The following is a 20,350-nucleotide window of genomic DNA, read 5'->3' as shown; positions in this document are numbered from 1 at the left end:
GGTAGGGATGGCGACGGAGCGGGAAGAGCGGCTGCTGGCACGGGTCGAGGATGCCTTTGGCGTCATCAGCGTGTACGAGGTGGATGACTATCGCTTCCTCGAGTTCGGCGACGCCATCGAGCAGAGCTGCACCTTCACCGCCGACCCCAGCTGGCTGGAGTACGACTACACCCGCGCCATGCTGGTTGGCGCGCTGTGCCACGAACAGCCGGAAAGCGCGTTGTTCCTCGGCCTTGGCGCCGGCACCCTGACCCAGGCGTGCCTGAAGTTCCTGCCGCTGGAGGACGTCGAGGCCATCGAACTGCGCCCGGACGTGCCGCGCCTGGCCATGGAGTTCATGGGCCTGGACGACGATCCGCGGCTGTACGTGCGGGTAGGCGACGCCCTCGAGCTGCTGCCCAGCGCCGAAAAGGCCGATCTGCTGTTCGTCGACCTGTATACCGACTATGGCCCCGGCGTCGGGCATCTGGCCTGGGGGTTCCTGGAAAACTGCCAGAAGCAGCTCAACCCAGGGGGGTGGCTGGTGATCAACCAGTGGGCCGGGGACGATGGCAAGCCACTGGGCGCGGCCTTGTTGCGTGGGCTGTACCATCGCCATTACTGGGAACTGCCGGTGAAGGAGGGTAACGTGATCCTGCTGGTGCCGGAGGACCTGGAGCAGACGCTGGATATCGATGCCGTGCGGGCGCGGGCCGCAGCGCTGGCGCCGCAACTGGGGTATTCGCTGGAATATTTGATCAAGGCCATCCGTCCGGCGACCTGAATGGATGAGGGCAGCGCCGAGGCTGCGGGGAAACGATTCAGCCTGGATCCAATCCTGGCCTTGATCCTAGAAATATTTCTCACAGTTCATGGCGGATTCGGGTATAGTACGCGCCGGTCTTTTAGCGGACCTCGAATCAGGTGGTGCAAATCCTCCGAACCCAGCTTCGGCTGCGCGTCCGCTAGTCGGACCTTCCCAAGATGTTCCTTTTTCAATCGTTTTCGCAAATCCCCGCCGCCAAAACTGCCTGGGTGACCGCTTGGTCTTTCAAGGCATGTGCAGTTTTGGAGCATGGGTCTTTGCGGATGCACCTAGAGGCAGACCCATGACCCAGGAAACCGGCGGATTCGCCGCTCTCGATCTCAATCCGAATATCGTTGCTGCTGTTCTGGCCACCGGCTACGAAGAGCCTTCGGCTATTCAGCATCAGTCGATCCCGATCATCCTCGCCGGTCACGACATGATCGGCCAGGCGCAGACTGGCACCGGCAAGACCGCTGCCTTCGCCCTGCCGATCCTCAACAAGATCGACGTGAGCAAGCGCGAACCGCAAGCCCTGATCCTGGCGCCAACCCGTGAGTTGGCGCTGCAAGTAGCCACCGCTTTCGAAACCTACGCCAAGCAGATGCCGGGCGTTAACGTGGTGGCTGTTTACGGTGGTGCCCCGATGGGCCCACAACTGCGTGCCATTCGTAACGGCGCGCAAATCGTCGTGGCCACCCCTGGCCGCCTGTGCGACCACCTGCGCCGCGACGAGAAAGTCCTGTCCACCGTTCAGTACCTGGTACTCGACGAAGCCGACGAAATGCTCAAGCTGGGCTTCATGGACGACCTCGAAGTGATCTTCGACGCCATCCCTGCAACCCGCCAGACCGTACTGTTCTCCGCCACCCTGCCGGCCTCGATCCGTGCCATCGCCGAGCGCCACCTGCGCGAGCCGAAGCACGTCAAGATCCAGAGCAAGACCCAGACCGTGACCGCGATCGAGCAGGCCCACCTGATGGTCCACGCCGACCAGAAGATCCCGGCCGTGCTGCGCCTGCTGGAAGTGGAAGAGTTCGACGCGCTGATCGCCTTCGTGCGTACCAAGCAAGCCACCCTGGACCTGGCTGCCGCCCTGGAAGCCAAAGGCTACAAGGCTGCCGCGCTGAACGGCGACATCGCCCAGAACCAGCGTGAGCGCGTGATCGACTCGCTCAAGGATGGCCGCCTGGACATCGTCGTCGCCACCGACGTCGCTGCCCGTGGTCTGGACGTGCCGCGCATCACCCACGTGTTCAACGTCGACATGCCGTACGACCCGGAGTCCTACGTGCACCGTATCGGCCGTACTGGCCGTGCCGGTCGCGATGGCCGTGCGCTGCTGCTGGTCACCCCGCGTGAGCGCCGCATGCTGCAGGTGATCGAGCGTGTCACCGGGCAGAAGGTTGCCGAAGCCCGCCTGCCTAACCCGCAGGCCGTGCTGGACGCACGCATCAAGAAGCTGACCAAGAGCCTGGCGCCACTGGTGGCCGAGTCCGAGGCCAGCCATGGCGAGCTGTTCGACCGCCTGACCGCCGACCTGGGTTGCAGTGCCCGTGCCCTGGCTTCGGCCCTGCTGCGCAAGGCCACCAATGGCCAGGCGCTGGACCTGGCTTCGGTCGAGCGCGAGCAGCCGTTGGTGCCGACCCACACTCCGCGTGAGCGCAGCACTGGCGAGCGTACCGAGCGTGGTGAGCGCAGCGACCGTGGTGACCGCGAGCGTCGCGCGCCGATGCCGCTGGCTGAAGGCCGCGTGCGTTGCCGTACCGCCCTGGGTGCCCGTGACGGCATCGCCGCCAAGAACCTGCTGGGCGCTATCCTCAACGAGGGTGGCCTGGCGCGTGATGCCATCGGTCGTATCCAGGTGCGTGACAGCTTCAGCCTGATCGAGCTGCCGGAAGACGGCCTCGAGCGCCTGCTGACCAAGCTCAAGGACACCCGCGTAGCCGGCAAGCAGCTGAAGCTGCGTCGCTACCGCGAGGACTGATCCTGGCGCTGCAATAAAAAATGTCCGCAGTCAAGCGATTGTTGAAATCAGCCTGATGGCCGGAAGTCTATATGGGGTGCGGGTTTGGCTCTACTTCGGGCCGCCTTGCGGGGCTGTGGCGTTGTGGGCTGGGAGCCACATAGGAGCTTCGCGGTAGAAAGCCCGAGCGTGCTGCATCGGGGGCGGTTGCCTGCAGGCGGTAGCCGCGTTTGGTCTTCATAGCCCAATCGGTCGCCGTCCTCCAGAATGAAGAACGCGCAGCCTTGGGCTGCGCGTTTGAGGGATGGCCGCCAGCGGAAACCGGCATCATCAGCTTGGCTTCGGCGGCGCGGCCTTGCCCGCGCCTCCCTTCCTGAATCCCCGATCTCCGACCATGAAGGCTTCTAGCATGTGCGGAATTAGCACCGTGGCATCGACCGCCTCGCCGTAGGTCTGCGCGTGCAGCGTAGCGTAGCGGTCGAGGTCGGCTTTCAGGCTGGCCGGGCAAGCAAAAGTCAGCTTCGTGGATTCCGTTTTCGGCAGCGGCCCGAGCCGTAGCTTGCGCGTCGTCATCGCGAAGTCCCCCTGTTGAAGAAAAGTGGCTGGTACGGCCGCAGCACCAGATCGCGGTTGACGATGATGCGAACCGGCAAGCCGGGGCGCTCCGTCAAGGTGGGCTGGATGTTGAGGTTGCGCCGGGTCATCTCCTGACCGACCTGATTGATGCTGTCCTGGGCGCTATCGCGGCCGGCGATGATGACGCGATCACCGTCCTGCCGGTTCTCCGGCGCAGCCAGTTCGGCACCGATGCCCAGTAGCGTCGTCAGTGCCGCACCGGCAAAGACGCGATCCCAATGCCAATCCACATCATCTTCCAAGCCGGCGTAGCCGGCCGGATCGGTGCCGGCCAAGTTGTCGAGCTTGAGCGAAGACGTGTCGGGCAGGATGATCCGGTTCCACACCACTTGCACGCGGCTCTGCCCGTAGCTGACCTGGCTGTTGTATTTGCCCAGGATGCGTGACCCCTGCGGGATCAGCAGGAACTTGCCGGTAGCCGTGTCATAGACCGGCTCCGTCACTGTGGCGATCACATCGCCCGGCAAGTCCGACTTGATGCCCGTCACCAGCGCCCCGGCGACCACCGTTCCGGCCATGACCTGATACGGCGACGCCGGCAGCGTCAGGTTGCCGGAATCACGGGCTTCCGTGGTTCCGGCTTTCTGGAATGCCTCTTTCTGGTCTTGCCGGTTCTGCACGGCGGTCGGGTCGGCGGGCTGGGCCGCCGTCGACGCAGGCCCGGCCGCCAGCGGGTCGAAGGCCGCATTGGCGGTGAAGCCCGGCGCAGCGGCTACCTGTGTCTGCGCCACCGGCGCGGCCTTCTGCGAACCAGAGCGGAAGAACACCGCCGATGCCGCTGCTGCTTCGGCTTCCTTGCGCAACGCGTCGTTGGGGTCGTTGCCGGGGGCCGCGTAGGCGGCCGTCACCGGCTGCTGCGACTTCACAATGGCCGGGCCAAGATCGCCTGGCAGCGGCGGCCCCAACTCCGGCACGGATGCCGCCAAGGGGGGCGGCAGCTTCGAGTAGTCCGCCGGCAGCGCGTCCAACCCTTCGGACTTCGAGACGCGATCGACGTTGTAAAGCTCGGTCTGCTCGCCTGCACCGCGCCGCTGCGGTTGCAGCGACCACATCAGCGCGCCGAGCACAGCGACCGAGAGACCGCCGACGAGGATGGCCAGCGTGCGCCGGTTCAGGCGCGTGACCGGGCGCGGTTGGGCGCGCAGCGCAACTGCCTCGGGTGCCACCTTGCCCGCATGCGGCGTGGCGAGGTCGGGAGTGTCGTCCTGGCTCATGGTCAGTTCCTCCGCGCCAAGCCATCCGTGCGTTCGATACGCACCACGTCACCCTTGTCGCCGCCCAGGCGCAGTTCGGCCGCGCCGAACAGCCGATCCACGATGTAGTAAGGCGAGCGAAAACGGTAATTCACCAGTTGTCCGTCGCCCTGCGCGCCGATGACGAACAGCGGTGGCAGCTCGCCTTGGGCGATTCCCGGCGGGAACTGGATATAGACCTTCTCGCCATCGTCGAAGGCGCGCAGCGGCTTCCACGGCGGATTGCTGCCTGAGACGGAATATCGGAAGCGGATCTTCTCCAGCGACAGTCCGGTATCGACCGGTGCGGCGGCGCTAGCCGCCTGCGACTGGCGCTGCAAGGCCAACATCCGGTCTTTTGGGTAGTCCCAGGACACCGACGCCATCCATGCCTTTTCCGTCGAGGTCAGTTCCAGCAGGTATGTTCTGCGACTGGTGGTGATGACCAAATTCGTCTTGAGGCCTGAGCGGATGGGCTTGACCAGCACATTGATGCGCATCGCGTCGCCGCTGCCGCTGGACGTGTCACCGACGATCCAGCGCACGGTATCGCCGGCTGCGACCGTCACTAGTTCCTCGCCCGGCTGCAAGGAAACCACGGTCACGCGTCCCGGCGCGGCATAGACTTGGTAGAGCGCACCATCGGTGAAGGGCCACACCTGAATCGCATTGACGTAGCCCTCGCGCGTGGGCGCGATGCGCGCCTCGGCATTGGCACGGGAAACGCGCACCTTCTCATCGGCCGGCTCCGGCTTAGCCGGGGCCGCGTCCAACTCGTGCAGCGGCTTCAACTGCGCTGGCAGCGCCAGCGGCTCGGGCATGGCGACGACTTCCACTGGAGCAGGCGGCTCCGGCAGCGGCTGTGCCTGCACCGGCTCATCGAGCGAAATGGACGGAGGCGGCTTGCCCTGCGAAGCGCAGCCCGACAGGGCCACCACGGTCAGCGCGAAAGCGTATAAGCGGAAAGACAGGTTCATGGCTTGGCTCCTTCAGAAGAATCCAGTTCGCGGCTCCACGACAGGCCGTTGACGTAGATACCCAGCGGGTTCTTGCGCAGGCGCTGTTCGGTGCGCGGGGTTTGCAGGACGGTGGAAAGCACCGCGTTCCATCGCTCGGTCCCGGCGGGGGCACCGTTGATGAACCGTTGCTCCGTCCAACGGACGTTGAACGAGGCATCGCTGGCGCGTACCACGCTGGTGATCTGCACCGTCACCGACTCGCGGCCAACACGGGCGAAAGGATCGTTCTTGCTGGCGTAGTCGTTGAGCACCGCCGCGCCTTTGTCGGTGGTGTAGTCGTAGGCGTCCAGCCAGTTTTGCCGCACCACGATGGGATCGATAGACAGCGAGCGCACCAGCGTCACGAAGCGCGCCAGGTGGTGCGCGATCTGCGCATCGGCGGGCCGGTACGGCGTGGCGGCTTCGCCGACGGCGCGCACCTGCCCCGACTGATCGACCTCGATGACGTAAGGGGTGACGATGGACTGCGCCGAGCGCCACACCAGGCCACCGGCCATCAGCAGCGCAAGCGTGAGGCAGCCGAAGGCCATAAAACGCCAGTTCTTGGCCTGGACGCGGGCCGAGCCGATGCGCTCGTCCCACACCTGCGCGGCGGATTGGTACGGGGTGGCAGGCTGCGGCGTGTCGGCATAGCGCACCTGCGGGCGTTTGAATCGCATAGGGTTCTCCTTGGTGGTCAGGTATCGGGTCACGCATCGGGGCGCAGGCTTGGGCCTTGCCCTGAGCCGCCGCCGTCGCCACTGCGCAGCGTGTGGGCTGCGGTGGTTGCGGCATGGGTGATCTGCTGGCGGCGGTGCATCCGCTTTGCCCAGGCGGGTTGCTCTTGCTTCGGCGCGCTGGCTGCGCCTTCGCCTGCGGCGGCCTGGCCGGAACCGGCAGCGCCGACATCCGCACCGTTCCATCCTGCCCGGAAGGAGTCGGCCACCTTCTGACCGGCAGCGGAAGCGCCCGATGCAGCTCGGCGGCCTGCCGCTTGCGCGCCGGTCTTGGCGACATTGCCGAGGCCCGCAGCCGCGCCTTTAGCCCCGCCGCCCGCAGCGGCGGAACCGGCCTGGAATGCGGACTTGGCGCTGCTGGCCGCCGACGTGGCGGCGCGTGCGCCGCTCCCGGCCAGCTTTGCGGCGGCCGGGGCCATGCGTGCGCCCGCCATGACGGCACCGCCCACGCCGGTCGCGGCGGCACCGATGGCAACACCCGTGCCTACCGCGCCGACGGCAGCGCCCGCCATCGCACCCGCGCCGAGCTGCGGCGCACCGGACACAAGGCCCGTGGCGATGCCGGGGCCGAAGATGCCCAGCGCCAGCAAGGCAAGCGAAGCCAGCATCACGACAAGCGCATGGTCGATGGAAGGCTCGTCGGGATGAACCTGGAACTCCGCGAACAGGCCCGAGCCGATGCCGACGATTACCGCCAGCACCAAGACCTTGATGCCTGACGAAACCACATTGCCGAGCACCTTTTCCGCGAGGAACGAGGTTTTGTTCCAGAGCGCAAACGGGATCAAGACGAAGCCGGCAAGCGTGGTCAGCTTGAACTCGATCAACGTGATGAAAAGCTGAACCGCGAGCACGAAGAAACAGAGGATCACCACCAGCCAAGCGATGAACAGCACCACGATGGGGTCGAGGTTCACGAACACTTCGGGGAAGCCGGCCATGTCACCGATCTGGTCGAGGATCGGCGCAGCGGCGTCGATGCCGGTCTTGGCAAGCCGACCCGGCTGCAAGAAGTTCTCCATCGTTATGGCCGAGCCAGTGGCGGTGATGCCTAGCCCGGCGAACGAGCGGAACACGATGCTCGACAGCCAATTGAAGTTACCGATGATGTAGGCGAAGGCACCGACGTAAAGCACCTTGCGCAGCAGCTTGGCGATCACGTCCTCGCCCTGGCCGGTCGCATGGCTCATGGCCCAATACAGACCGGCAATGGTCATGTCGATGACAATGAGAGTGGCCGTCAGGAACGCGACTTCGCCTTGCAGCAGACCGAAACCGGAGTCGATGTAGCGCGAGAAGGTATCGAGGAATCTGTCGATGATCGTTACGTCGTTCATGGCGTGTCCTCCGCAGCGGCGAGCGACGCATCACCTTCCGGCGCGTCGTCGGTTGGCGTGTCGAAACTCGCCGGAATCGGCGGCAGTTCTGCCAGCGTCCGGTATTCGTCCGGCCCAGTCTGGCCGGTGAAGAAGCGCCGCCGGAAGGCTTCGGCAGCGGCGCGACAGGTGTCTTCGCCTGCGGTTTGCCGGTCGGCTGCGCATTGGGCGCGCAGCGCCTTGAGCCGCACGGGATCGGCGGCCAAGGTGGCGGTCAGGTCTTCAGCCGGCTGCTGGCCGCATGCGGTCAGCAGCACGGCCAGCAGGACAGGAACGCATCGCATGGCCGCCTCCCGTCAGTTGTTGTAGAAGTTGACGGACTGCGGTGTGTACGGCGTGCCGGTGCCCAGGAAGCGCCGCCGCACTTCGCGGGCGCGCTCGGTGGCCGCTGCCTGCCGCGCCAGCTCCAGCGAGGCCGCCCTGTCTTGTGTGATCTGGAGCTGCTGGGCCTGGATGGACTGCTTGGCCTGCAAGGCGAGAAGCTGGTTCGTTGCCTGCATCGCTTGCAGCGCACCCGTGGCCGATTGGCTTTGGCTCACGAGGTCGGCCAGCGCGCTTTCGTCTTGCGTCAGGTTCTGCGACACCTGCGCCTGCATCCGCATCGCGGTGTGCAGGCCGTCGAGCGTGTTCTTCCAGCGTTCGCGTGCGTCCTGTGCCATGCGGTCGCCGCTGATGGTGGCGGCGTACTGCTCCGGGTACAGGCGCGAGAACGTGGCATCCATGCTCTGCACGTCGTAGGCCAGCCCTTGCGCCTCGGCAATCAGGCGTTCAGTCGTGGCGAGCGTCGAGCGCAGCCGGTTGACGATGTTGAAGTCGAGATTCGCCAGGTTGCGCGCCTGGTTCATCAACATCTGCGCTTCGTTCTGGAGCTGGTTGATCTGGTTGTTGATCTGCTCCAGCGTGCGGATGGCAGTCAGCGTGTTCTGCACCAAGTTGACGGGATCAACGAAAGTGAGCGCCGCCGCTGGCTGAGCGAGCATCAGCGAGCCGGCCAGCGCGGCGGCGAGCGAAACGGAAAGTACACGGGTCTTCATGGCGAAATCTCCAGGGGTTGAGTAGCGAGGAAAGAAGCCGCCGACGGCGAGGACGGCAGCAGGTCGGCGGCCCAATCGAGGCCGCGATGGCGTAGCCACGCACCGGCGAAGCCGGGAGCGCCGGCCTGCGTCAGCACTCGGTCAATGTCGCGTTGGTCTTGCGGTGTGGATGCGCCCGAGAAGGCGAGCGCGGCTGGCCCCAGGTCGAGGTCGAACAGACGATTGCCCAGGCGCGATTGGTAGTAGTAGTCGCGCTTGGGCTGCGCGGTGGCGACGATTTCGATTTGCCGACTGTTGAGGCCAAAGCCCTCGTAGACCGTGCGAATCTGCGGCTCGGTCGCCTGCGGGTTGGGCAAGAAAATCCGGCTCGCGCAGCTTTCGATGATCGCGGGCGCGATGGTCGAATCCTTGATGTCGGCAAGCGACTGCGTGGCGAAGATCACCGACACGTTTTTCTTGCGCAGAGTTTTCAACCATTGCCGGATGCGTGCCGCGAAGGACGGTTCATCAAGGAATAGCCAGGCTTCATCGAGAATCAGCAGCGTGGGAGCACCGTCGAAACGTGCATCGAAGCGGGCGAACAAGTAGCGCAGCACCGCTTGCACGGCGGCGGGGCTGTGCATTAGCTCTTCCATCTCAAAGCCCTGCACGTCGCCGCTGCCGAGCCGGTCGCGGTCGGCATCCAGTAGCTTGCCGTGCGCGCCGCCCAGCACATACGGCGACAATGCCTGCCGCAGCGCGTTCGATTGCAGCAGCACCGAAAGCCCGGTCATCGTGCGCTGCTCCACCGGCGCACCAGCGAGGCTGCCGAGCGCCGACCAAATGGCGGCTTTCTCGTCGGGGCCGACGGTCACGCCTTCATGCAGCAGGCGGCCTTCGATCCACTCGGCGGCCCAGGTGCGATAGCCTTCGCTGTCGATACGGGCCAAGGGCTGAAAGGCAATGGCGCCGTCCGCGCCGAGGTCGTAGTGTTCGCCGCCCAGGCCCAGCACCGTCGCCCGCATGGATCGCCCCATGTCGAAGGCGAAGATGCGCGAGCCGCCATAGCGGCGGAACTGCAAGGCGAGCATCGCCAGCAGGACAGATTTTCCCATGCCCGTCGGCCCCGCGACCAGCGTATGCCCCACGTCGCCGATGTGCGTCACCAGCCGGAACGGCGTCGCGCCATCCGTGCGCGTGACGATCAGCGGCGGGCCGTCGAGATGGGCGTTTTTCTCCGGCCCAGCCCACACGGCGGACACCGGCATCATGTGCGCCAGATTCAGCGTCGAGACGATGGGCTGGCGCACGTTGGCATAGGCATTGCCTGGTATGGACGACAGCCACGCATCGACTGCATTTAAGGTTTCGGGGATGGTGACGAAGCCACGTCCTTGGATGACACGTTCCACCATGCGCAGCTTTTCGTCGGCTACGGCAGGGTCGTCATCGAACACCGTCACCGTGGCGGTGAGGTAGCCGAAGGCGACTTGATCGCTGCCAAGCTCTTGCAAGGCGGCATCCGCGTCGGCCGCCTTGTTGCTGGCATCCGTGTCCACCAGCGGCGATTCCTGCTGGAAGATGGTTTCGCGCAGTAGCGCAATGACATTCTTCCGTTTCGCAAACCACTGGCGACGCAGGCGGCCCAGCTCCTTTTCCGCCTCGGCTTTATCGAGGCAGAGAAACCGGGTACTCCAGCGATAGGCAAAGCCCAGGCGATTGAGGTCGTCCAGCAGGCCCGGCCAGGTCGAGGTCGGAAAGCCCCGCACCGACACCACGCGCAGATGCTGGTCACCCAGCATGGGCGCAAGGCCGCCGACTAGGGCGGAATCGGCCAGCAGTGCGTCGAGGTGGAAAGGCACCTCGGGCACGGCCAGCCGGTAGCGCCGCGTGGACACCGTGGCGTGAAGATAAGTCAGCGTCGCGGCATCGTCCAACCAGACGATTTCTGGCATCACGCCATCGAGCAGGTCGAAAACCCGATCCGTTTCTGCCAGGAAGGCGTCAAGCCGACCGCGCCAGTCCACACCATCGCCCGGCGCGTGCTCGTAGAGCAGCTTGGCTGCACGAGCGCGGGATTCCTCCGGCGGCAGATAGGCTAGCGTCAGGTGATAGCTGCTTTCGTAGTGGTTCCCCGATTCCTCAAAGGCAGCGCGGCGTTCTTCGTCCACCAGCCAGGACAGCGGTTCGGGAAAGTCGGAATGCGGATAGTCCGCGGCCGACTGGCGCTCGGCTTCCACGAACAGCGCCCAGCCCGAACCCAGCCGGCGCAACGCGTTGTTTAGCCGTGCCGTCGTGGCGATCAATTCGCCCTGCGTGGCGCTGTCCAGATCAGGCCCGCGAAAGCGCGCCGTGCGCTGAAACGAGCCATCCTTGTTCAGCACCACGCCCGGCGCGATCAGCCCAGCCCAGGGAAGCCAGTCGGCCAGCAAGGCGGGCCGCTGGCGGTATTCGGCAAGGTTAAGCATGGCGGCGTCTCCTACACGTCCAGCAGCGGCTTGTGCTTGATGTGCCGGGCGAAGACCTGCATGAACTGCGGATCGACCCTCGCGCCCCACACGGCCAGCGAGTGACCGACGATCCAGAGCACTACGCCAGGAATCCAGAGTTGCAGGCCCAGCCCGACGGCAGCGGCTAGCGTGCCGTTGGCAATCGCCACCGTGCGCGGTGCGCCGCCCATCAAGAGCGGCTCGGTCAGCGAGCGATGTAGCGGCACCTCGAAGCCGGCCGCGAAGCTATCCGGGCCACTCATACGACAGCCCCGCCGGAGAAGCTGAAGAACGACAGGAAGAACGAGGACGCGGCGAACGCGATGCTCAAACCGAACACGATCTGGATCAGCTTGCGAAAGCCGCCCGACGTGTCGCCGAAGGCGAGCGCGAGGCCCGTGGCGATGATGATGATGACCGCGACGATGCGTGCCACCGGCCCCTGAATCGACTCCAGAATGGATTGCAGCGGGCCTTCCCACGGCATCGAGGAGCCGGATGCCTTCGCCGTGCCCGCCGTCATCAGCATGACTGCGGCCAGCAGCAGGCCGTGGTGCGCGGGGCCGGCCAGCCGCCGCAGGCGTGCGATGGTTGAAACCGGATTTACGGAATTACGGAAAGCGTGAACGTGCATCTGCGTCATGGCAGTTCTCCAGGTAGGTCAAGGGACGAGGAAGGCGCAGCGGCATCGGCTGCGAGAGGAACCGGCATCAGCTCGGGAAACGGTGTTTCCAGCGCGTCCGCCAGGCGATAGCCGGTGCCGTCGAAACCGACGACACGGGCGATGCTTTCGACGCGGCGCTTGCGGCCACGCCCGGCGATGTGGATCACGACGTTGACCGCCTCGGCGATCAGCGCACGCGGTGGGTTCACCGCCACTTCAAGAATCAACTGTTCGAGGCGCAGCAGCGCGCCCAGCGCGGAACCGGCGTGGATGGTGGCGATGCCGCCGGGGTGGCCGGTGCCCCACACCTTAACCAAGTCCAGGGCTTCGCCGCCGCGTACCTCGCCGACGATCACGCGGTCGGGGCGCAGGCGCATCGTGGCCCGCACCAGCTCGGTCATAGACACGACGCCAGCGCGGGTGCGCAGCGGCACATGGTCGCGGGCTGCGCATTGCAGCTCGATGGTGTCTTCGAGCACAAGCACGCGGTCGCCCGTGGCGGCGATCTCCGCAAGCAAGGCATTGGCGAGTGTGGTTTTGCCGCTGCTCGTCGCCCCGGCGATCAGGATGTTCTGGCGCTCACGCACGGCGCGGCGCAGGAACTCGGCCTGGCCTGTGGTCAAGATGCCGTCGGCCACATAGCGATCCAGCCCGATGATGCTCACGGCGCGCTTGCGCAGCGCGAAGGCTGGGCCGGGCGCTGCGGGCGGCAAGATGCCCTCGAACCGCTCGCCGGTTTCGGGCAGCTCGGCGGTCAGCAGCGGCCGCCCGCGATGCACCTCTGCGCCGACGTGCGCAGCCACCAGCCGGATGATGCGTTCGCCATCGTCTTGGGACAGCTCCACGCCCAGCGGCATGCGGCCCGATGACAACCGATCCACCCATAGGGTGCGGTCGGGGTTGAGCATGATTTCCACCACGTCGGGGTCGGCCAGCGCAGCGGCGATGACTGGCCCCATTGCCGTGCGCAGCATCTGGATACGGCGATCCAGAGAGGTTGCGGCGGATGAGAGTTCGGGCGGGGTTTGCGGAATGGCGCTCATGAGGCACGCTCCTGCGCTTCAGCCAGTGCCTCCGCGTCATCCATTCGCGCCGGGTCTGGGTGCAGTTCTTCCACAACGTCGCGCACCAGGCTGCGGCCACGCAGCAGGTGGCGGCCGAGCCGCTCCACGAATTGCTCGAAACGCGCTTTGCCTTGGGCGCGAGCTGCGTCCTGATGGGCTTCGGGAATCGGGGTGCTGACGGTCAGGAAGTAGCGGATGAACAGCGCCAGTGTTTCGATCTGGATGTTCTGGTCGCGCTCCATGCGCTCGGCCTGCCGCGACAGGCGATCGAGCCGCTTGGCGATGGCCGCCTCGCGCTGGTCGCCAGCATCGGGCGATAGCCACGACGCGAGCGCCGCCGCGACAATGGACGACTTGGACACGCCTTTCTTGGCGGCCAGTTCTTCGAGACGCTTGGCGTGCTCGGGCTGAATGAACAGATTGAGGCGGTATTGGCTCATAAGTCGATTCCGTCGTTGGGGTCGAGGGAAGCCAGCCGGGCCGTGCGCTGCATGGCCGGGTCGAGCTGGCCGGGAAGCGGCAGCGGCAGGTCGTCGTCGTCATCGAGCAGAGTCAGGTCATGGCCGGCGAGCAGCGGTTCGGGGCTGTATTCGCTGACTTCGGATAGCTCCGGCTGTCGGCGTGGGCCGCCGTCATCGGCGGTGCCTGTGCCATCGCCGGACAGGCCCGCAGCCCGGACCGTTGACACGGCTGGGATCGATAGGCCGCTCCAGTCGTCGGGCCGGGCCGGTGGCGCGTCCGCGTATTGCCCGGCCGCGAGCACAGGCGGCGGTAAAACGCGGTTCTTGAAATTCGCGTCGGCGTAGTAGCGCAGCTTCTTGGCCTTGATCGGTGCCACGCTGGACACCATCACCACAGCTTCCTCAGTCGGAAGCTGCATCACTTCACCGGGCGTCAGTAGCGGGCGGGCCGTCTCCTGCCGCGACACCATGAGGTGCCCCAGCCACGGTGCCAATCTGTGCCCGGCATAGTTGCGCTGCGCGCGCAGTTCGGTAGCGGTGCCAAGCGTTTCGGAGATCCGTTTCGCAGTGCGTTCATCGTTGGTGGCGAACGTCACGCGGACATGGCAGTTATCCAGAATCGAATGGTTCTGGCCGTAGGCTTTGTCGATCTGGTTGAGCGATTGGGCGATAAGAAAACTGCGGATTCCGTAGCCCGCCATGAAGGCAAGCGCCGTCTCGAAGAAGTCCAGGCGGCCCAGCGCCGGGAACTCATCGAGCATCAGCAGCAGCTTGTGGCGGCGTTCGATGCCGTCGCTGCCGTCGAGCGATTCGGTGAGCCGTCGGCCGATCTGGTTGAGGATCAGGCGAATGAGCGGTTTCGTCCGCGAAATATCCGAAGGTGGCACTACCAGATAAAGCGACACCGGATGCTCGGACGCGATCAGGTCGGCGATACGCCAGTCGCAGCGCGAGGTGACTTCGGCCACCGTGGGGTCGCGGTAGAGGCCCAGGAACGACATGGCGGTGCTCAACACGCCGGAACGCTCGTTGTCCGACTTGTTGAGCACTTCGCGCGCCGCCGAAGCGACGACTGGATGCGGGCCACCACCTTCCACGTTCACGAGGTGCTGTGTGGTCATCATCCGGTGCAAGGTCAGCTCGAAGGGGCTGGCCGGATCGGAGAGGAAATTGGCGACGCCGCGCAGCGTCTTGTCCTCGCCCGCGTAGAGCACATGCAGGATGGCCCCGACCAGCAGCGCGTGCGAAGTCTTCTCCCAATGGTTGCGCTTCTCAAGCGCGCCTTCTGGATCGACCAGAATGTCGGCTATGTTCTGTACGTCACGCACTTCATGTGCGCCGCGCCGAACTTCTAGCAGCGGGTTGTAGGCCGCCGACTTCGCATCGGTCGGATTGAACAGCAGGCAGTGTGAGTAGCGTGAGCGCCAACCTGCGGTGATCTGCCAATTCTCGCCCTTGATGTCGTGGACTACGGCGGATGCAGGCCAAGAAAGCAGCGTCGGCACCACAAGGCCGACGCCTTTGCCTGAGCGCGTGGGCGCGAAAGTGAGGATGTGTTCCGGGCCTTCATGCCGAAGGTACTTGCCATCGTGCTGACCGAGGAACACGCCGATCGGCTGCGTAAGGCCGGCTTTGCGAATGTCCTCCGTACTTGCCCAGCGTGCCGAGCCATAGGTCGTGACTAGGCGTGATTGACGAGAGCGCCAGATCGACATGCAGACTGCGACCACCACCGCCAGCAAGCCACTGCCACCCGCTATGGCACCGCCCGTGTCGAAAACGCGTGGCGCGTAGGCATCGAAGAAGAACCACCACTCAAACAGCTTCCACGGGAGGTAGATCGGTGTGCCGAGGAAATCAAACCAGGGGGAGCCAAGGCGTACCTGATAGCCAAGGGCTGCTGCCGTCCATTGTGTGGCGCCCCACACACCCGCGATCACGATGCCGAATACCACGGCTATCTGACCGAACAGCACATTCGTACCTTGCATAGCCCCGCCTCCAATCTCTCCTACGCTGATTCCCTTGGGAAACGCGGCTTAGAAATGTGCCGCAGGCGTCAGGATCGGTGCTGGCTTAGTGCCGGTCAAAGACCGTTTGGGGCAGAAAGGTCGATAAGAAAGAATGAATTCGCGCTGTGTCTAGCCAGGGAGTGACTCCGTAAGCGCCGGCGAATATCAGCGTGCCGAACAGAAGATTCAGGCAGACTAGCGAATTGCTGAATTGCTGAATTGCTGAATTGCTGAATTGCTGAATTGCTGAATTGCTGAATTGCTGAATTTCAGAATTTGGGGGATTCTTTGGGCGGTGTGTATGGCGTTTTTCCGTCACCGTAGAACCGCTTACGTGTTGCCTCCGCTACCCGGTTGCAAAGCAGTTCGCCCAAAGTAGGCCGATCCGTCTTGCATTGCTGGCGCAACTTCTTGAGCTGTTCCGGGTCTGCCACCAGCTCTTCTACTGTCGGGGTTTTCTTTTCTGCACTAGTGGCTTTGTGCGGTTTATCAGATTGACCGCATGCGACTAGCATTGCAGCGACGAGCGTGATGGCGAGTCTCATGGCATCAATTCCTCCGGAAGATCGGGATTTCGGCTTTTTGTTGACCTGAGAAACTCTGGCAATTCGATGGCCTGTACTCGCTGAATGAAGCGCGCAAGCTCGTCAAACGGATCGCCTTCAAGTCTGAGTAGATAGGTCGTCAAAGGTGGTACGCGTGTCGAAAGCGGCCTCGCCACGACTCCTGGCTCTCGGGAGGCTGCAATGTGTGCAGCCCCTGTAAGTCCGAGTGCAAAACCGGCAGATACCAACGCCATCATCAGGTCGAAAGTGGTAACCCGCTCGGCAACTAGAGGCTGCATTTCAGCCCGGCTAAGTACTCGCTCAATGTGCTTGGCGTGGCCCTCGCACACTTGAGGATCAGATAGCACTAGCGGGTAGCGCAGCAGTTCATCCAATGGAATTCGCTTAAGAGCCAGCAACGGATGCCGAGCTGGCAGCGCCACCATAAGCGTGTCAGTCCACGCGGGAAGTGCGACGATTCCATCACCTACGTCGTCGGACTGTGCAAAGCCGACGTCATACAGGTCGTCGTGCAATCCTTTGATTTGTTGGGATAGTGGCACCTCAAAAAAGCGAATCTCAACCTCGGGCTCCTCCTCGCGACACAACGCCAATAGGGCTGGTAAGCACAGTAGTGTTGCGCCGTCTGACAAGGCGACGCGGAGTTGTCCATGAAAGCCATTTTTTGCTGCCTTCACGCAGTCCCGCGCCTGTTGCAAGGATGCGAACACCCGAGGTGCGTGCTCCATGAGCATCAACCCAGCTCGTGTCAAACGCGTGCTTCTCGTGTTCCGAATAAAGAGCTGTGCTCCTAACTCCTCTTCGAGTTCTTTGATCGTGCGAGACAGTGGGGACTGCTCAATATGCAGTTTCGCAGCGGCGCGAGCGAAGTGAAGTTCCTCGGCGAGCGCCATAAAACAACGTAGATGTCGAATTTCCATGCGTCCCCTACTAATCGTCGATCTATTCAGTATTTAAAACTCGCTGCCATGCTGCGTTCTTCCAACTCAAGGACTCAGGGTGAAGATTGCAGATTCACATGCTCTGGCGAACCAGAAAGCGCTTTAGCGAGAACACCCCATTGCACGGCTGCGTCGGCGCGAGCACGGACCAGAGCCGCTCGCTGGGACAAGGTGCCACGCTCCGCTTCTGCAACAACGGTCGCATCCACCTGTCCCGCCTCAAAGAGGCGTCGACTGCGGTCAAGGAGTCGATCAGCGACGACAAGACCATCGACCTGATGCTGCAGAGAAGTCCGCTGGGTCTGCCAGCCCAGATAAGCGTTCTCCACATCCTGAAGCGCAAGCAAAACCGTGCGTTCCAGGTCAGCCTGTGCGCCGCGACTGCGTGCTGAGCCCTCGTCGATTCCCGCTTGTATTGCTCCACCGTCAAAGATCGGAAGCGTCACACCCAAGCCCAGAGAGAAAATGTTCCCTGCCACACGTGTTCCGTTGTTCTCGAAGCGTTGGCGCCCACCACTCAAATCGAGCACAAGTTTGGGGAACCGCTCGCCTTCTGCTGCGTTCCATCGCGCCGTCGCCGCTGCAAGACGCGCCTGCGCGGCTCTGACGTCGGGGCGCTGCTGCAGCAATTCGCCTGGCACGCTTCTGGGAGTCCAATCGGGCATGGTGAGAGAGGCAAGCGCAGGACCGCTGCCAAGCGCCCCCGGAATCCGGCCAACGAGCACATCCAAGGCATGCGTTGCTTCGCCGCGTACGCGTCGCAACTGCTCTTGCTCCACCCGGAGGGCGATGACCTCGGAACGCGTGCGTTCAATGTCAAAGCCCGTAGCTTGACCTGCCTTGAACTTCTGCTCTGTCAGACGCTCAAGGCGCTCGGCGACTTGAAGTCGCTCTTTTGCCAGATCTTCCAGCTCTGCCGCCTGCCGCTGCTGCAGTGCAGCGGACACTGTCTCAAAGGCGATCTGCCAACGTGTCGCGAACCAGTTCTGTTCGACAGCAACTGCGTCCATCCGTGCGCCATCAGCGGCATGCGAGAGGCGGCCCGCTAGATCAACTTCCCATGAAGCCGACAGCGGAAGCCTGGCATCGCTGCTGATGGTCGGTGCCAAAGAAAAGTCGCGCGCGCGCGTTGCTTGGGGCGTGAGCGCCAAGCTAGGGAACATTGAAGCGCGTGTACGTCGGGTGATCGCCACAGCTTCATCAATCCGCGCTCTTGCAATAGCGAGATCGGTGTTGTGCTCCAGCGCGTTGCGCACCAGCGCGTCAATCAGCGGATCACCGTACGCCGTCCACCACTCGGCCGGGAGTGCTTGTGCTGGCACCTGCTGCACAGCCAGACCCGCTTCGTTCATGAATTTGGCCGGAACCTCAACGCGTGATGTCTCCACCCTGTGAGGCGAGTGGCTGCACGCGGCGAGAAGCGTGATCGATAGGAATGCAACAGCAGTAAGGCCGCGGCGGGCGTAGGGATCGGACATGTTGAGCCACTAGGTTGTGAATTGAGGAGGCCGTCTTGACGGGCATAGTTCATGGCGTGTACTATACCGTCCAGACGGTTCAAAAATCAAGCATCTTTGGAGTTTCACCATGGCAACTCGTATGAAATCAAGCCCAGAGGAGTCGCATTCGGCGGACAACGGCGCTGAAGCCCCCTCCATCTCTAAGAAAGCGCAACAAACACGGGAGCGCATCCTTCAAGCTGCGCGTGACGTAGTCATGGAGGGAGGTGCCGGGCACCTAACGCTTGACGCGGTCGTTGCACGGGCAGGAATGGGCAAAGGTGCGTTCCTGTACCACTTCAAGACCAAGCGCGATCTGCTCCTCACGATGATTGATGACCAGGTCTCGGCGTTTGATGGCGGGCAGGAAGAGCGAGAGCTGCCATTCGTCGGCGATCCAGACCCTTGGCTATCCAGCCAGGTCTCGGCTATGCCTGACGGCGGGATGCAAAAGATGAGCGCTGCATTGCTGGCGGCCGTGGCTGAAGACCCCACGCTGCTTGAGCCTGTGCGCGGCTGGTACCGCAGGCAGTACGAGAACGCGAGCAAATCTCCACGCGGCACCGATATCGCCGGAATCGTTCTATTTGCCTTGGACGGAGTCTTCCTCGCCGAAATGATGGGTTTTCCGACGTTTGCTGCCGAAGACCTTTCTCGACTCATGCACACCCTCCAGGCGCTCGCCCGCGGCGAACTGGAACTCACCCCTATTGATAAACGCTGATGAAAGGCCTTCCCGTGTCTTGCACTCCCTTTAAATCCCAGTCCTGGCAAATGCAGAAAGTCGGCCTCGCGTTTGTTCTGCTCGCATCGCTTGCCGGCTGTGGTAGTCAGAAGGAGCCTGCTTCCGATCCACCGCGAGCGGTCAAGCTGCTCACGGTGGGGGATGTAGGTTCTGTGGCCAATCGCATTGAATTGAGTGGTCTAGCTCGCTCCAGTGAGCGGAGTACCTTGGGGTTCGAGACTGGCGGGCGTATCAGCAAGCTTCATGTGGACGTGGGAGATCGCTTCTCTCGCGGACAGCTTCTGGCTGAGTTGGATGTTCAGCCCGAGCAACTCCGCCTAGAACAGGCTCGGGCGACACTCGCTGCTGCGGAAGCCGCATTGGCAGACAGAATCGTGCAGACAACGCAGCAAAGGGGGCTGCTTGAGGGCAACGTAATCTCCCCGGCTGCATTCGAGAGTGTGAAAGCACAGTTGGTTGCAGCTGAAGGCCAGGTGCGCAATGCAAAGGCCGCATTCGGCCTTGCCGAGCGTGCGCGAAGGGGGGCCGCCATTCATGCGCCATTCGACGGCGTCGTCGCGGAGAAACTCGCTCTGCCGTTCACAGATATTGCAGCCGGAGCGCCGGTGCTTCAAGTGGATGGACTACGCAGCGGCGTAGAAGTCCTTGCGACTGCATCGACGACCCAGGCGGCAAATATCAAAATTGGGCAGGTCGCCGAACTGCGCCTGAGCGAGTCAGCAAGTCCCGTTCGTGCTTCGGTACAACGCATCGGCTTGCGTGCTGAAAATGGCTCACTTTTACCTGTCGTGCTCGTTCCTCAAGATGCTACTCTTGCGCGCAGTCTTCGACCCGGGTCTGCCGTTCAAGTATTGCTGAAGGCACCGGAAGCGAAGGATGCCTCACCAGATCGTCTGATGCTTCCCTATTCGGCACTGGTGCTCAGTGAGAAAGCAGGACAAGCCGCAGTGTTTGTATATGACGTGACCGGAAAGAAGGTGCACCGCCGGGAAGTGCAATTCCAGAGCGAGCCAGGCGGCGACAACGTTCGCGTTGTGGGCGGCCTGAAGCGCGGCGAGATGGTAGTCGCGGCTGGCGCGAGTTGGCTGACGAACGAGCAACAAGTCACCCCACTCAAGGCCACGACCCAATTGGCCGGACGCTGACCCGCTACAGGAAGACTTCGCT

Annotated in this window: 19 protein-coding genes and 1 pseudogene; 4 read left to right on the top strand and 16 right to left on the bottom strand. The window is 63.5% G+C overall.

Annotated elements, in window-relative coordinates; translation table 11 throughout:
• The first annotated feature begins 7 nt into the window (after positions 1-7).
• The gene (locus C3F42_RS08340; RefSeq protein ID WP_104444264.1) at positions 8-763 is read left to right on the top strand and encodes a spermidine synthase; all 756 of its coding nucleotides are present in this window, start codon (positions 8-10) and stop codon (positions 761-763) included.
• 291 nt (positions 764-1,054) lie between these two features.
• Positions 1,055-2,771, top strand: a pseudogene (locus C3F42_RS08335) (DEAD/DEAH box helicase).
• A 309-nt stretch (positions 2,772-3,080) separates the two neighbouring features.
• Here C3F42_RS08335 and C3F42_RS08330 read toward each other — a convergent pair.
• The 16 genes from C3F42_RS08330 to C3F42_RS08255 form a co-directional block, all read right to left on the bottom strand.
• A complete protein-coding gene (locus C3F42_RS08330; RefSeq protein WP_004883121.1) occupies positions 3,081-3,323 on the bottom strand; it encodes a DUF2274 domain-containing protein in 243 nt (80 codons plus the stop codon).
• A complete protein-coding gene (locus C3F42_RS08325) occupies positions 3,320-4,600 on the bottom strand; it encodes a TrbI/VirB10 family protein (protein WP_004883119.1) in 1,281 nt (426 codons plus the stop codon). Before C3F42_RS08325 ends, C3F42_RS08330 begins: the two co-directional genes overlap by 4 nt.
• A 2-nt stretch (positions 4,601-4,602) precedes the next feature.
• Complete coding sequence (trbG, locus tag C3F42_RS08320; protein ID WP_004883112.1) at positions 4,603-5,595, bottom strand: P-type conjugative transfer protein TrbG; 993 nt, start codon at positions 5,593-5,595, stop codon at positions 4,603-4,605.
• Positions 5,592-6,296 carry a conjugal transfer protein TrbF gene (gene trbF / locus C3F42_RS08315; protein ID WP_004883108.1) on the bottom strand — a complete coding sequence of 235 codons (705 nt, stop codon included), beginning with the start codon at positions 6,294-6,296 and terminating at the stop codon, positions 5,592-5,594. Before trbF ends, trbG begins: the two co-directional genes overlap by 4 nt.
• Before the next feature lie 29 nt (positions 6,297-6,325).
• Entirely contained in the window at positions 6,326-7,690 is a 1,365-nt protein-coding gene (gene trbL, locus C3F42_RS08310) for a P-type conjugative transfer protein TrbL (RefSeq protein ID WP_004883106.1), read from the bottom strand.
• The gene (locus C3F42_RS08305; RefSeq protein ID WP_004883103.1) at positions 7,687-8,013 is read right to left on the bottom strand and encodes a hypothetical protein; all 327 of its coding nucleotides are present in this window, start codon (positions 8,011-8,013) and stop codon (positions 7,687-7,689) included. Before C3F42_RS08305 ends, trbL begins: the two co-directional genes overlap by 4 nt.
• A gap of 12 nt (positions 8,014-8,025) precedes the next feature.
• Positions 8,026-8,763 (bottom strand): P-type conjugative transfer protein TrbJ, encoded by a 738-nt coding sequence (gene trbJ, locus C3F42_RS08300; RefSeq protein ID WP_004883101.1) that lies wholly within the window; start codon positions 8,761-8,763, stop codon positions 8,026-8,028.
• Complete coding sequence (gene trbE / locus C3F42_RS08295) at positions 8,760-11,210, bottom strand: conjugal transfer protein TrbE (protein ID WP_004883099.1); 2,451 nt, start codon at positions 11,208-11,210, stop codon at positions 8,760-8,762. Before trbE ends, trbJ begins: the two co-directional genes overlap by 4 nt.
• Before the next feature lie 11 nt (positions 11,211-11,221).
• Entirely contained in the window at positions 11,222-11,494 is a 273-nt protein-coding gene (locus C3F42_RS08290) for a VirB3 family type IV secretion system protein (RefSeq protein WP_004883097.1), read from the bottom strand.
• Positions 11,491-11,874 (bottom strand): TrbC/VirB2 family protein, encoded by a 384-nt coding sequence (locus tag C3F42_RS08285; protein ID WP_004883090.1) that lies wholly within the window; start codon positions 11,872-11,874, stop codon positions 11,491-11,493. The genes C3F42_RS08290 and C3F42_RS08285 overlap by 4 nt, the downstream gene beginning before the upstream one ends.
• On the bottom strand, positions 11,871-12,938 hold the full coding sequence (gene trbB / locus C3F42_RS08280; protein WP_004883088.1) for a P-type conjugative transfer ATPase TrbB: 1,068 nt from the start codon (positions 12,936-12,938) through the stop codon (positions 11,871-11,873). Before trbB ends, C3F42_RS08285 begins: the two co-directional genes overlap by 4 nt.
• Positions 12,935-13,399 (bottom strand): ribbon-helix-helix protein, CopG family, encoded by a 465-nt coding sequence (locus C3F42_RS08275; protein WP_004883086.1) that lies wholly within the window; start codon positions 13,397-13,399, stop codon positions 12,935-12,937. The genes trbB and C3F42_RS08275 overlap by 4 nt, the downstream gene beginning before the upstream one ends.
• On the bottom strand, positions 13,396-15,411 hold the full coding sequence (locus C3F42_RS08270) for a conjugal transfer protein TraG (protein WP_004883083.1): 2,016 nt from the start codon (positions 15,409-15,411) through the stop codon (positions 13,396-13,398). The genes C3F42_RS08275 and C3F42_RS08270 overlap by 4 nt, the downstream gene beginning before the upstream one ends.
• Positions 15,412-15,701: 290 nt before the next feature.
• On the bottom strand, positions 15,702-15,977 hold the full coding sequence (locus C3F42_RS08265) for an EexN family lipoprotein (RefSeq protein ID WP_004883082.1): 276 nt from the start codon (positions 15,975-15,977) through the stop codon (positions 15,702-15,704).
• Positions 15,974-16,918: a LysR family transcriptional regulator gene (locus tag C3F42_RS08260; RefSeq protein ID WP_004883081.1), complete on the bottom strand. Its 945-nt coding sequence runs from the start codon at positions 16,916-16,918 to the stop codon at positions 15,974-15,976. Before C3F42_RS08260 ends, C3F42_RS08265 begins: the two co-directional genes overlap by 4 nt.
• 74 nt (positions 16,919-16,992) lie before the next feature.
• A complete protein-coding gene (locus C3F42_RS08255; RefSeq protein WP_028699135.1) occupies positions 16,993-18,417 on the bottom strand; it encodes an efflux transporter outer membrane subunit in 1,425 nt (474 codons plus the stop codon).
• A 109-nt stretch (positions 18,418-18,526) separates the two neighbouring features.
• On the opposite strand from C3F42_RS08255, the gene C3F42_RS08250 reads away from it, so the two are divergent.
• Together C3F42_RS08250 and C3F42_RS08245 are read left to right on the top strand one after the other, a co-directional pair.
• Positions 18,527-19,162: a TetR/AcrR family transcriptional regulator gene (locus tag C3F42_RS08250; protein ID WP_104444263.1), complete on the top strand. Its 636-nt coding sequence runs from the start codon at positions 18,527-18,529 to the stop codon at positions 19,160-19,162.
• Positions 19,162-20,328 (top strand): efflux RND transporter periplasmic adaptor subunit, encoded by a 1,167-nt coding sequence (locus tag C3F42_RS08245; protein WP_023123862.1) that lies wholly within the window; start codon positions 19,162-19,164, stop codon positions 20,326-20,328. Before C3F42_RS08250 ends, C3F42_RS08245 begins: the two co-directional genes overlap by 1 nt.
• Positions 20,329-20,350: the final 22 nt, after the last annotated feature.

Origin of the sequence: Pseudomonas sp. PONIH3 (genome assembly GCF_002934345.1) — a bacterium.
GTDB classification, from domain to species: domain Bacteria; phylum Pseudomonadota; class Gammaproteobacteria; order Pseudomonadales; family Pseudomonadaceae; genus Aquipseudomonas; species Aquipseudomonas soli.
Note: the sequence above shows the minus strand (reverse complement) of the source record. Positions and strands in the feature narration are given on the sequence as shown.